Annotated in this window: 13 protein-coding genes; 2 read left to right on the forward strand and 11 right to left on the reverse strand. The window is 67.9% G+C overall.

Going from position 1 to position 12,866, the window contains the following annotated elements; genetic code table 11:
• Positions 1–570: hypothetical protein (locus KF889_06025; protein ID MBX3498983.1), on the forward strand; the 570-nt coding region annotated here is incomplete at its 5' end.
• An 850-nt stretch (positions 571–1,420) separates the two neighbouring features.
• Positions 1,421–2,587, forward strand: a complete 1,167-nt coding sequence (locus tag KF889_06030; GenBank protein MBX3498984.1) for an FAD-dependent monooxygenase — start codon at positions 1,421–1,423, stop codon at positions 2,585–2,587.
• A 171-nt stretch (positions 2,588–2,758) separates the two neighbouring features.
• On the opposite strand, the gene KF889_06035 is transcribed toward KF889_06030, so the two are convergent.
• From KF889_06035 to KF889_06085, 11 genes are all read right to left on the reverse strand, one after another.
• Complete coding sequence (locus KF889_06035) at positions 2,759–4,105, reverse strand: sodium-dependent transporter (GenBank protein MBX3498985.1); 1,347 nt, start codon at positions 4,103–4,105, stop codon at positions 2,759–2,761.
• A gap of 216 nt (positions 4,106–4,321) precedes the next feature.
• Positions 4,322–5,284 carry a 2-hydroxyacid dehydrogenase gene (locus tag KF889_06040; GenBank protein MBX3498986.1) on the reverse strand — a complete coding sequence of 321 codons (963 nt, stop codon included), beginning with the start codon at positions 5,282–5,284 and terminating at the stop codon, positions 4,322–4,324.
• 24 nt (positions 5,285–5,308) lie between these two features.
• Positions 5,309–6,448, reverse strand: a complete 1,140-nt coding sequence (locus tag KF889_06045; GenBank protein ID MBX3498987.1) for an amidohydrolase — start codon at positions 6,446–6,448, stop codon at positions 5,309–5,311.
• Between the two features lie 85 nt (positions 6,449–6,533).
• The gene (gene soxA, locus KF889_06050; protein MBX3498988.1) at positions 6,534–7,310 is read right to left on the reverse strand and encodes a sulfur oxidation c-type cytochrome SoxA; all 777 of its coding nucleotides are present in this window, start codon (positions 7,308–7,310) and stop codon (positions 6,534–6,536) included.
• Positions 7,307–7,627 (reverse strand): thiosulfate oxidation carrier complex protein SoxZ, encoded by a 321-nt coding sequence (gene soxZ, locus KF889_06055; GenBank protein MBX3498989.1) that lies wholly within the window; start codon positions 7,625–7,627, stop codon positions 7,307–7,309. Before soxZ ends, soxA begins: the two co-directional genes overlap by 4 nt.
• Positions 7,627–8,076, reverse strand: coding sequence for a SoxY-related AACIE arm protein (locus tag KF889_06060; GenBank protein ID MBX3498990.1), 450 nt, complete (start codon positions 8,074–8,076; stop codon positions 7,627–7,629). Before KF889_06060 ends, soxZ begins: the two co-directional genes overlap by 1 nt.
• A 10-nt stretch (positions 8,077–8,086) precedes the next feature.
• A complete protein-coding gene (gene soxX / locus KF889_06065; protein ID MBX3498991.1) occupies positions 8,087–8,500 on the reverse strand; it encodes a sulfur oxidation c-type cytochrome SoxX in 414 nt (137 codons plus the stop codon).
• Positions 8,501–8,512: 12 nt separating this feature from the next.
• Complete coding sequence (locus KF889_06070; protein ID MBX3498992.1) at positions 8,513–9,733, reverse strand: FAD-dependent oxidoreductase; 1,221 nt, start codon at positions 9,731–9,733, stop codon at positions 8,513–8,515.
• A 173-nt stretch (positions 9,734–9,906) separates the two neighbouring features.
• The gene (locus KF889_06075) at positions 9,907–10,191 is read right to left on the reverse strand and encodes a cytochrome C (protein MBX3498993.1); all 285 of its coding nucleotides are present in this window, start codon (positions 10,189–10,191) and stop codon (positions 9,907–9,909) included.
• A gap of 18 nt (positions 10,192–10,209) precedes the next feature.
• Complete coding sequence (locus KF889_06080) at positions 10,210–12,378, reverse strand: xanthine dehydrogenase family protein molybdopterin-binding subunit (GenBank protein ID MBX3498994.1); 2,169 nt, start codon at positions 12,376–12,378, stop codon at positions 10,210–10,212.
• A gap of 11 nt (positions 12,379–12,389) precedes the next feature.
• Positions 12,390–12,848 carry a (2Fe-2S)-binding protein gene (locus KF889_06085; protein ID MBX3498995.1) on the reverse strand — a complete coding sequence of 153 codons (459 nt, stop codon included), beginning with the start codon at positions 12,846–12,848 and terminating at the stop codon, positions 12,390–12,392.
• Positions 12,849–12,866: the final 18 nt, after the last annotated feature.

The raw sequence follows: 12,866 nt of genomic DNA on the forward strand, positions 1-12,866 counted from the left end.
GAAGGTATCAGTAGCGAACGGGAGTTGAGAAGGTCACTACCCACATTCTTCAAGCATCTAAACGATTACAAGGACCAACTTCGGCGTCGTCGAGGAAAGAACGAGCGTTGGTGGACTCTTGGTGAGGATCGCCGTTGGCTGCGCGCAAAAAGTACGAAGATCGTCAGCGCCTACTTCGGACTAAGGGATCAGTTCGCCATTGATCGACGCGGCGACGGCGTAATCGTTCAGGGCTACGGATGGCTACTGGGCGGGAGACCAAGCGTCGCCGTCCAAGAATCACGCCCTAGGATTCTTGATGCATATCTCTGCATTTTCACCAGCGAGCTGTTCGAATCATTGCTTGGAGCATTTGCACCACGAGTTCAAGGCGGACAATTCAATCTGAGCGCTCGATATTCGGAGCAAGTCCCCCTCCCCAACGGAGAGGCTTTGTTGCAACGCACTCTGAAGGGAGTTCCGATTGTCCATGCACTCTCGGAGATTGGGCGAGAGATTCGCAAAGGCGGCTTGGCGTCGGTTGCTTCTCGTCATCATCAGGAAGTCGTCGAGCGAGCATACGGTGTATAGGCCTCAGTCGTGGTCCAAGTTATCCAGCACGAGATAAAGGAGATACGCAATCACTGGGCAACCGTGAAGGTACTTCTTGCTCGGCTAGCGGGGTTAGATCCCTCCCGCTTGGCCTTGGAGAATAGCGACAACAGTTTGGAACAGTCGATTGTCTGGATTGATGACCGGGACGAAACAGCTCAGCGTAATCTGGGCACTGCGGCTCGAGTAATACCTTTAGAAGCCGCCGCGTATGAAGGTCGGTCTCCTGGTTGGTGGCTTTCATGGTACGAGAGGTGGCGGCCAGTTCGCCAGAGGCGCAAAGCCGAGTTTGATAGTACAGGCGTTACATTCTTCTTCGGGGCACGTGGGCAACGGAAACTTCAAGTGTTGCGCGCAGAATGGGTAGGTCCGGATACTTCAGGAGTCTACGACGGCAAGCATGCAGCACATCCACACTGCACATTGATGCTCCGGCTTGGGAGATGGAAAAGGGACTGGACGCCTCCGTCACTCAGCTTGGTGCGCCATTCGAACAGCGGGACGATGGAGAGTTCGGCGAGAGTACGACATCACCGATGACTGGTTCTTTCGAAGCAACGGCGTCAGTAGTCGATCCCATCACAACTGACCTCGTTAGCCTAGATCTCAGCAAGTTGCACCTCGCAATGATTGCAACTTGGCACAACCAAAGGTTTGACGGCCTTGCGGCTTCATTAGGTGGGCACCAAGCATTACCTCAGAGTGTTTCGATGATACAAAACTGGCTTCTGTCTACATGTTCATACGCGATACTTGAATTGAGGAGAGCCACGAGGCGTTAGGCTGTTTTTGCAGATGACTGATCATTGAATGCTCCTGATTGGTACCAATGATCGGTTTCCTGAGAAGGGAAGTCTTGGTGTCACCTCCGACTCTCCACATCGCCATCATCGGCGCCGGCATGGGCGGCCTCGCGGCCGCGGCGGCGCTGCGGCTGAAGGGCATCGACGTCACGGTCTACGAGCAGGCGCGGCAGTTCACGCGGCTGGGCGCGGGCATCCAGATCGGCTGCAACGCCATGCACGTGCTGCGCGGGCTGGGGCTGGAGGCGCGGCTGCGCGCCGACACCTTCTATCCGCGCTCGTGGAACAACCGCGACTGGCAAAGCGGCGAGCAGCTCTTCGACATCCGCTTCGGGCCCGAGGCCGAGGCGAAGTACGGCGCGCCCTATCTGCTGGCGCATCGCGGCGACCTGCACGCGGCGCTGGCCGGCGCGGTGCCGGACGAGATCGTCAGGCTGGAGCATCGCCTGACCGGCATCGAGCCCGCCGCCTCCAACGGCGTGCGTCTGCGCTTCGCCAATGGTGCGGTGGTCGAGGCCGACGCGGCGATCGGCGCCGACGGGGTGAACTCGATCGTGCGCGCCGCCCTGTTCGGCGACGACGAGCCGCGCTTCACCGGGCGCATCGCCTATCGCACGGTCTATCCGGCGCGGCTGCTCGCGGGCTTCGATGTCGGCAACTGCACCAAGTGGTGGGGCGAGGACCGTCACATCGTGATCTATCCGGTGAAGCCCGACCGCTCCGAGGTCTACTTCGTCACCAGCCAGCCCGAGCCGGGCTTCGAGATCGAGTCGTGGAGCGCCGAGGGCGACATCTCGGTCGTGCGCGAGGCCTTCGCCGATTTCCATCCCGAGGTGCGGCGCATCGTCGGCGCGGCGCCCGATGTGCACAAGCGGCCGCTGGTCGATCGCGAGCCGATGGCGCGCTGGGTCGAGGACAATGTCGCGCTGCTGGGCGACGCCTGCCACCCGATGACGCCCTACATGGCGCAGGGCGCGGCGATGGCGATCGAGGACGCCGCGATCCTGGCGCGGTGTTTGGAGGGCGTCGAGCGCGCGGGTGTGGCGTCGGCGCTGAAGCGCTACGAGGCGACGCGCCAGGCGCGCACCGCGCGCATGCAGCTGACCTCGCGCCAGAACCGCTGGGGCAAGGGCGAGACCGACACCGACTGGGTCTACGGCTACAACGCCTGGACGGCACCGCTGGCCGCCTGACTCTTTACCTTCCCCCGGAGGGGGAAGGTGCCCGCAGGGCGGATGGGGGATGTCGAAGACGGACTCCGAACGCGTTGAGGCATCCCCCATCCGTCGCGCTTCGCGCGCCACCTTTCCCCCTCCGGGGGAAGGTAGATTCAAGGGCCGGATGCCCCCGCGGAAGATGTCACGTCACAACACCAGCGGCGCCAGGGTCGCGGCGAGGATGCCCAGCGGCACGGGATAGCGCAGCGCGAAGCGCAGCAGCGCGGTGCGGCGCGCGCCCAGGCGTAGCTCGGTCTCGATCAGCGAGGCCGGCACGATCCAGCCGCCGAGCACCGCCAGGCCCAGCCCGCCCAGCGGCAGCAGGAGGTTCGAGGTGAGCTGGTCGATCAGCTCGTAGACGCTCACGCCGCCGATCGGCTTCCAGCCGGCCCACAGGCTGAAGGAGAAGACGGTCAGCAGGCCCAGCGCCCAGGCGGCGAGCGCCGCGAGCAGGGTCGCCAGCGGCCGCGCCAGGTCGAAGCGGCGGCAGAGCAGCGACACCGGCATCTCCAGCATCGACAGCGCCGAGGCCAGCGCGGCGACGAACAGCGAGAGGAAGAAGGCGCCGGCCATCAGCGCGCCCAGCGGCATCGACGCGAAGGCCAGCGGCAGGGTGACGAAGAGCAGGCCGGGCCCGGCCTCGGGGCTGAGCCCGTGGGCGAAGACGATGGGGAAGATGGCGATGCCGGCGAGCAGCGAGATCGCCGTGTCGGCGATCATGCTGGCGATCGCCACGCTGGAGAGGTCGATGTCGCGCCCGGCATGCGAGGCGTAGGTCACCATGATCGCCATGCCGACGCCGATCGAGAAGAAGCCCAGACCCAGCGCCTCGAGCGCGGCCTTGGCCGTCGCCTTGCTCCAGTCGGGCTGGAAGAGGAAGCGCGCCGCGGCGCCGAGGTCGCCGACCACGGCCGAGTAGATCGCCAGCGCCAGCAACAGCGCGATCAGCACCGGCATCAGCACGCGGCAGGCGGTCTCGATGCCGCCGATCACGCCCAGCGCGACGATGGCGGCGGCGATCGCCATGAAGAGGAAGTGGAACAGCGCCATGCGCGGCGCCGAGCCGAGCAGCGCCTCGAAGCGCACGTGCACCCCGGCGGCATCGGCGCCGGGCAGGCCGGCGGTCGCGGTCTCGGCGAGATAGGCGAGGATCCAGCCGCCGATCACCGAGTAGAAGCTCAGGATCAGGAAGGCGGTGAGCACGCCCAGCACGCCGACCAGCGACCAGCGCGTCGAGACGCGCGCCTCGGCCGCCGCGCGGCGCAGGCTCTCGGTGGCGTCGCTGCCGCCGCGTCGTCCCAGCGCCATCTCGACCAGCAGCAGCGGCAGGACGATCAGCACCAGGCCCAGCAGATAGAGCAGCACGAAGATGCCGCCGCCGTTGCTGCCGACCTCGTAGGGGAACTTCCAGATGCTGCCGATGCCGACCGCCGAGCCGACGGTGGCGAAGACGAAGGCGGCGCGGCTGGACCACTGCTCGGATCTGTCGGCCATCTCGAATTCTTACCTTCCCCCGGAGGGGGAAGGTGGCGCGCGTAGCGCGACGGATGGGGGATGCCTCAACGACTCATGCGTTCGTCTTCGACATCCCCCTTCCGCCCTTCGGGCACCTTCCCCCTCCGGGGGAAGGTAGAACAATGTTCGGCGCGCGTAGGGGTGGAAATCGACAACCTGTCATCCCAAATGTAGCAGGGGACGACAGAAGAGATGCTACAGCCCCAGCTCCGGGATCACCCACAGCGGCTTCTCGCCGCGCGCGACGCGCTGGACGTTGTCGAAGCCGTTGCGCAGGCGCGCCTCGTTGCTTTCCCAGGTCGGGCCGGCGAGATGCGCGGTGAGCACGACGTTGTCGAGCGTGAACAGCGGGTTGTCGGCCGGCGGCGGCTCCTCGTCGAAGACGTCGAGCCCGGCGCCGGCGAGCCTGCCGGACGCCAGCGCCGCGTGCATCGCCTTCTCGTCGATCACCGGCCCGCGCGAGGTGTTGACGATGATCGCGCTTGCCTTCATGCGCGCGATCTCGGCGGCGCCCAGCAGATGATGCGTGGAGTCGTTCAGGGGGACGTGCAGCGAGACGATGTCGGATTTGGTGATGATCTCCGGCAGCAGGCGGAAGCGCACGCCCAGCGCATCCTCCTCGGCCTCGGTCAGCCGCGCGATGTCGTAGTAATGCACGATCACGCCGAAGGCCTGCGCCAGCCGCGCGGTCTTCTTGCCGATGGTGCCCAGGCCGATGATGCCCAAGGTCTTGCCGCGCAGCTCGTTGACCCGCGGCACCGAGTTGCCGCGCCAGCGCCCGCCGGCGACGTTGGCATGCTGCTGGATCAGCTTGCGCGAGACCGCGAGCATCAGGAGGATCGCGTGCTCCGACACCGCCACCGAATTGGCGCCGCCGTTGTTGGAGATCGGAATTTTGGCGGCGCGCGCCGCCTTGAGGTCGGCGCGGTCGTAGCCGGCGCTGAGCAGCTGGATCAGCCTGAGCTTGGGCGCGCCCCGGTACAGCGCGTCGTTGACCAGCATGTCGACGAAGCCGACGAGGTAGTCGGCGCCCTTCAGCGCCTCGGTGCATTGCGGCGAGCCCGGCGCCACCTTGACGATCTCGTAGCCCGAGGGCGCGATGTCGTCGACCATCGACAACGTGTCGCCCGGCGCGGCCACCACGATGCGCGGTGCCATCCTCATTCTCCCCTGTGGTTGATGTCAGTTGGCCAGGCGATAGAGCTTCATCGCGTTGTCGCGCGTGACCTTGCGGCGCTGCCCGGGGCTCACGCCGCCGAGCTCGCGGTCGAGGAACTCCTGGCTGTCGGGCCAGATGCCGTCGGGATGCGGGAAGTCGGAGCCCCACATCACGTTGTCCTCGCCGAGATGGTGCAGGAGCTCGATGCCCACCGGATCGGTCTGGTAGGTGGCGTAGAACTGCCGGTGCCAGTACTCGCTGGGCTTCATCTTCAGGTCGAGGTCCTTGAACTGGTCCTCCCATTCCAGGTCCATGTGCTGCAGCACATAGGGGATCCAGCCCAGCCCGGCCTCGCCGATGACGATCTTCAAATTGGGATAGCGCGCCGGCGCGCCGGAGAAGATCAGCCCCATCAGCATCGTCGACATGTGCATCTGGAAGCCGGTGATGTGCACGGCGAAGATGCGGCGCTGCACATGCGGCGGGAACTTCGTCACGTCGGGCGAACGGCCGCCGATGGTGTGGAAGTGCAAGGGGATGCCGGTCTCGTGGCCGAACTTCCACAGCGGCTCCCAGTGCTCGTCCCACAGCGGCACCATGTCGGGCCGGTTGGCGATGTCGAGCCCGCGCACGCCCTTCCTGGCGCAGCGCATCGCCTCGGCCACCGACTCCTGCATGTTGTAGTTGGGGATGTTGGCCAGGCCGATCAGCCGCTCGGGCGCGGCCTTGCAGAAATCGTGCAGCCAGTCGTTGTAGATGCGCAGCATCTCCAGCGCGGCCTCGGGATCGTTGAGCCTGCCGCTCGAGCCCAGCACGCCGTAGATCACCTCGGCCTGCACGCCGTCGCGGTCCTGGTCCTTCAGGCGCAGCGCCGGGTCGGTCAGGCGGCGGATGCCCTTCCTGCCGTCGTCGTACAGCCCGGTCGAGGCCATGCGGTCGGAGCGGTGGATCACGCCGGGCACGTACTCGCGGCCGGCCGAGCCCATGCCGTTGACCAGGCCGAAATTCGCGCCGTTCTTGCTGGTCCAGTACGGCCCCTTCGGCCCGTCGGCGACGTAGGGCATGCGCTCCTTGAAGGCCGCCGAGGCGTTGGCGGTGAACAGGTCGGGCGGCAGCCAGATCAGGTCGACATGGCCGTCAGCCGAGATGACGTCGTACTTCATGGGTGCTTCCTCCGCGCGCCGCCCAGCGTCGCGCGGACGGCGGCGGAAAGCCAGCGCATGGACGCGCGGGAGCTATGCCCCACCGTCACGGCCGCACCCCCGGCGCCTCGAAGGTCATGCCCTTGGCCCGGCTCATCAGATAGAGCTCCAGCGCCACGTACTCGGCGGAGTCGTAGGCATAAGGCTCGGCGCGCATGCCGACGAGGCAATTGCGCAGCCGGCGCTGCAGCGAGCCCACCGCCTGCCACTCCAGCCGGTAGATCGGATAGCCGGTGGGGTGCGCCTGCGGGATGGTGGCGCCGGCCAGCCGGCCGCCGGCGTTGTCATCGTGGCACTGCGCGCAGGAGAGGTTGAGCTGGCCCTGGCGCTGGCGCCACAGCGTTTCGCCCGCCGCAATGAAGGGCCGCAGCCGCTCGTCCTGCGGCGGCGCGATCGGCTGGCCGCGCGACTGGCGGGCGACGAAGGCGGAGAGCGCCAGCAGCGCGCGGCTCTCCGCCGCCACCGGCTCGGCCTGCTGCCGCTCGACGCGGCAGCGCGCGATGCGCTGGCCGAGGTCGATCGGCCTGCCGCTCGCCGCATCGAAGGCCGGATAGCGCGCCGCGACGCCTTCCATGGCGCTCTCGCCGGCGTGGCAGTCGGCGCAGGCCTTGCCGGCGGCGCCCTCTGGCTTGCTCCACAGCGCCCTGCCTTCGATCACCCAGAGCATGCCGGGATTGGCGGTGTCGTCGTCCTGCATGGCGCGCAGCGCGGCGCCCATCTCCTGGTAGCCCGAGCGCCGCGTGTCGGCGCCCTGCGCCAGCGCCCACGAGACGACGAAGACGGCCGCGGCCCCCGACGCGGCGATCGCGAGGAGCCGCTTCATTCCACGATAAGCGTCGCGCTCTCCTCGGCGATGAAGCCGTTGTCGCCGCTCCAGCGGAATTTCAGCGTGCCGCTTTGCGTCGCGACCGTGGTGAAGGCGATGTACGGGTTGGCGGCGATCGCCGGCGTGAGCTCGAGCGCGAAGACCTCCTCGCCGTCATACACGCAGGCGAAGCGGGTGATGATGTCGCGCGGGATCAGCCGGCCGTTGGTGCCGGCGCGGAAGCCGGTCTCCATGGGATGCGAGATCAGGGTCTTGATCTCGATCACCTCGCCGCGCCTGGCGGTCTTCGGCACGTTGACGAGGATGCTCGCCATCACACGATCTCCTCGACGCAGGCCGCGAGCGTGACGACGACCTCGGCATCGCCGCTCCAGAAGCTGCCGTCGCTCAGCTCGGCGATGGCGACGATGCGCTGCGAGGCGTTGAGCTTGATGCGCGTCGACAGCGAGCCGCGGCCGGCGCGCGGGCCGAGCGTGGCGTGCAGCACGTGCGGCTGCGGGTTGCTCTCGTTGAATACATGGATCGCCCGGACATGCTCGGCCGCCGTCATCGGGCTGTCGACGGTGACCGACAGCGGCACGGTGTGGCCGTTCTCGACCAGCGGCGGCACGTCCAGCGTCACCCTGCCGGTGCCGACCCTGGCGCCCTTGGTCACCTCGCGGATCGCCGCCTGCATCGACTCCGGCGTGGCGCGCGCACCGAGCGGCAGCATCGCGGCGATGGCCGAGCCGATCACGAAGGCGCGTCGTGTCGATGGGCTCATGACAGCGATCCTACTCCTTGAGCGTCGCCAGGTAGGCGACGACGTCCTCGACCTGCGCCGCCGACAGGATCGTCTTGCCAACGAACGCCCTGGCCACGCGTTCCAGCCCGTCGGTCCGATAGTAGGGCGGCATGATCGTGGCGGGATTGAGCCGGCCGGCATCGACGATGCGCAGCCGCAGCTGCCCCTCCGACCAGCGCGATCCGGCGCCCGAGAGGCTCGGCGCCAGGTTGCCCTGGAAGCGCTCCTGCGGAAATGGGCCGCTGTGGCAGAGCAGGCACAGCCCGACCTGGCGGCTGGCGACGATGGCGCGTCCCCGCGCCGCGTCGCCCGGCTCGCCGGTGAGCGATTGCGGGATCGCGTCGCCCACCACCACCTGCGCCGAGGCGGGCCCCGCCAGCAGCAGGGCGAGAAGCACGGGCATCGCGCGCATCGCTCACCCGAAGGTCTCTGCGGTGATGGTGCGGAACCAGCCCTCGGCGTAGAGCGCCTCGCGCGCGCGGAACTCGGCCGGCGCCTCGAGCGGGCTGACGCCGCCGGCGCCCGGGATGTCGGCGAGCTGGCCGTTGGTCGGCCGGTAGACGCCGGCGACGGTGATGCCGTAGTCCGGCGCGATCAGGCTGTAGCAGGTGTTGATCAGCCTGGGCTCGACCGGCTCGCGGCCGGCCAGCCGCGCGACGATGGCGGCGGCGCAGACCTTTGCCTGGGCGTTGGCGGAGAACGCCGACTTGGGCATCGCGCCCATGATCGCCGCGTCGCCGATTACGTGGATGCCCGGTCGCAGCTTCGACTCGAACGACACCGGCTCGACCGGGCACCAGAAGCTGCGATCGGCCACGCCCGCCGCCGCGGCGATGCGCCCGGCGCGCTGCGGCGGGATCACGTTGGCCACCGCCGCCTTGTGCTGGGCGAACTCGGTCGACAGCGTCATCGTCGCCGGATCGACCGATGTCACCTTGCCGCCCTTCGACAGCGGCACCCACTCGAGCGTGCCGGCATAGAGCCTGGCCCAGGCGTCCTGGAACAGCCGCTGCTTGGAGAAGGCGTCCTTGGCGTCGAGCAGCAGCAGCTTCGACCTGGGCTTCCTCGTCTTCAGGTAATGCGCGATCAGGCTGGCGCGCTCGTAGGGACCGGGCGGGCAGCGGAAGGGATTGGCCGGCGCCGCCATCACCACGACGCCGCCGTCTTCCATCGCCTCGAGCTGGCGGCGCAGCAGCACGGTCTGCGCGCCGGCCTTCCAGGCATGCGGCATCGTCTCGGAAGCCGCCTCGGTGTAGCCCGGCAGGCCGGTCCAGTTGAGGTCGATGCCCGGCGCCAGCACCAGCCGGTCGAAGGCCAGGCGCGCGCCGCCCTCGAGCACGACTTCCCTGCCGTCGACGGCGATCGCCGTGCCGCGCGCGATGGTGACGCCGGCGCGCTCGACGCCGTCATGCGTGAATTGCTGCTGCGCGATCTCGCGCAGGCCGCCGATCACGCCGTTGCTGAACGGGCACGCGGTGAAGACGCGGTCGGGCTCGACGAGGCTCACGGCGAGCTTCGGCTCGAGCGCCTTCAGGGTGCGCGCGCAGGTCGCGCCGGCGAAGCCGCCGCCGATGACGACGACGCGGCCTGCCGCCTGCGCCGAGGCGAGGCGAGGCGCGGCGAGCGCGCCCACCATCGCCGCACCGAGCTTGAGAAAGTTTCTTCTACCTTCCCCCGGAGGGGGAAGGTGGCGCGCGTCAGCGCGACGGATGGGGGATGTCGAAGACGAACGCCGGAGTCCGACTTCGACATCCCCCTTCCGCCCTTCGGGCACCTTCCCCCTCCGGGGGAAGATAGTGATGAGTCGCATCACGGCGCGTCCTTGTGCTGGGCGAACCAGGCGGCGAGCGCGTCGATCTCGGCGTCGGTGTAGCCCTTGGCGATGCGGCCCATCACCGTCGGCGTGCGCTCGCCTTTCTGGAAGTCGCGCATCGCCGCGGCGATCTCCGCCGCCGGCCGGCCGAACAGGCGCGGCACGGCGGTGTCGACGCCCGTCGAGATCGCGTGGCAGCCGGAGCACGACATCGCCCCGAAGGGACCGTCGGGCGAGGCGGCAAGCGCACCGCCCGACAGTCCGATCAGGACGAGGCCTATCCAGCGTCCGCCGCGCACCTAGGCCTTCTTCAGGTCGTGATGCATCAGCGGCAGGCTGCGGATGCGCTTGCCGGTGGCCTTGGCGATGGCATTGAGCACCGCCGGCGCGGCGACGGCGATGGTCGGCTCGCCGACGCCGCCCCAGAAGCCGCCCGACGGCACCAGCACCGTCTCGACCTTCGGCATCTCGTCGATGCGCATCACGTTGTAGCTGTCGAAGTTGGTCTGCTCGACGGCGCCGTCCTTGATGGTGATCTCGCCGTAGAGCGCCGCCGACAGGCCGTAGACGAAGGAGCCCGCGACCTGGCGCTCGATCTGCGCCGGGTTGACGACGTGGCCGCAATCGGTCGCCGCCGTGATCTTGTGGATCTTCAGCACGCCCGAGTCGCTCACCGACACTTCCGCGACGCCGGCGACATAGCTGCCATAGCCCATGATCTGCGCGATGCCGTGGAAGTGACCCTTGGGCAGCGGCTTGCCGTAGCCCGCCTTGGCGGCGGCGGCGTTGAGCACCGCGAGCCATTTGGGCTTGAGCAGCTTGCGGCGGAACTCCAGCGGATCCTGGCCGGCGGCGAGCGCCAGCTCGTCCATGAAGGATTCCATGTAGATCGCGTTCTGGTTGGTGTTCACGCCGCGCCAGAAGCCCGGCGGCACGTGCGGATTGCGCATCGCGTGGTCGATCAGCAGGTTCGGCACGGTGTAGCCGTAGGCCGCCTCGACGCCCGAGGCGGCGAAGCCCTGGAACTGCACCGGGTCCATGCCGCTGACCAGGTTCTGCGGCAGCACCGAGCTCAGGATCGACTGGCCGGAGATGCGCACGTGCAGGCCGACCAGGTTGCCCTTGTCGTCCAGGCCACCGACCATCTTGCACATGGTCACCGGATGGTACTGGCAGTGCGTCATGTCCTCTTCGCGCGACCACACCAGCTTGATCGGCACGCCGGGCATCTGCTTGGCGATCAGCACGGCCTGGCGCACGTAGTCGGTGCGGCCGCGCCGGCCGAAGCCGCCGCCCAGCAGCATCTTGTAGACCTCGCACTTCGCCGCCGGCAGGCCCGCGGCGTCGGCCGTAGCGGCGAGCGCCGCCTCGCCGTTCTGCGTCGGGCACCACACCTCGCACTTCTCGGGCGTGTAGAGCGCCGTGGCGTTCATCGGCTCCATGGTGACGTGGTGCTGGTAGGGATACGAGTAGACGGCCTCGACCTTCTTCGCAGCACCTGATATCGCCGCCTTGGCATCGCCCGCCTTGTTGCCGACGAAGGCCTCCTGCGCATCGAGGCCCTCCTTGAGCATGGCCGCGATGGTCTCGCTCGAGACCTGGGCGTTGGGCGTGTCCTCCCACACCGCCGGCAGCGCGGCCAGCGCATTGCGCGCCGTCCAGTAGGTCTCGGCGATCACCGCCACCGCCGTGTCGCCGACCTTCACCACGCCCTTCACGCCGGGCATCGACTTGACCTTGTCGGCGTCGTAGCTCACCAGCTTGGCGCCGAACACCGGCGCGTCCTTGATCGTCGCCGTCAGCATGTTGGGCAGGCGCAGATCGATGCCGTAGACCTGCTTGCCGGTCAGCTTGTCCAGGGTGTCGAGCCGCTTCAGCGGCTTGCCGGCGATCTTCCAGGTCTTGGGATCCTTGAGCTTGATCTCCTTGGGCGGATCGAGCTTGGCCGCCGCGGCCGCGACCTTGCCGTAGGTCAGCTTGCGGTTGGTCGCCTTGTGGGTGATCACGCCCTTCTCGACGCTGCACTCCTCGGGCTTCACCTTCCACTCGGCCGCCGCCGCGCGGATCAGCATGTCGCGCGCCGCGGCACCGCCTTCGCGCACGTACTGGTTCGATTCGCGCACGCCGCGGCTGCCGCCGGTCGAGAAATTGCGCCACACGCGCTGGCGCGCCAGGTTCTGCGTCGGCGTCGGATACTCGGTGGTCACCCTGGACCAGTCGCATTCCAGCTCCTCGGCAACGAGCTGGGCGAGGCCGGTCAGGGTGCCCTGGCCCATCTCCGAGCGCGCGATGCGGATCACCACCTTCTCGTCGGGCTGGATCACCACCCAGGCGTTGATCTCAGGTGCCGTCACGGTGGCGTGGGCGCCGAATTGCGGCACGTTGAAGCCGAAGGTGAAGCCGCCGCCGATCGCCGCGGCGCTGGCCATCACGGTACGGCGCTTGAGGGATGTGGTCTTCGTGGTCATCTCGGCCTCCCTCACGCCTTGGCCTTGGCCGCTTCGTGGATCGCCGCGCGCACCTGCTGATAGGTGCCGCAGCGGCAGATGTTGGTCATCGCCGCGTCGATATCGGCGTCGGTCGGCTTGGGCTTGTCCTTCAGGAGCTGCACCGCGGCCATGATCATGCCGCTCTGGCAGTAGCCGCACTGCGGCACGTCCTGCGCCAGCCATGCCTTCTGCACCTTGTGCAGCACGTTGTTGGTGGCGAGGCCCTCGATGGTGACGATCTTCTTGTTGCCGGTGACCTGGCTCAGCGGCACCTGGCAGGAGCGGACCGCCACGCCGTCGATGTGCACGGTGCAGGCGCCGCATTGGGCGATGCCGCAGCCGTACTTGGTGCCGGTGAGCCCGATCGTGTCGCGCAGCACCCACAGGAGCGGCGTGCGCGGATCGACATTCACCTGATGGACTTTGCCGTTGACGGTAAGGGCTGGCATGCGTGCGTCTCCCTTGAT

The sequence above is a fragment of the Alphaproteobacteria bacterium genome, assembly GCA_019635875.1.
Classification (GTDB): domain Bacteria; phylum Pseudomonadota; class Alphaproteobacteria; order Reyranellales; family Reyranellaceae; genus JAFAZJ01.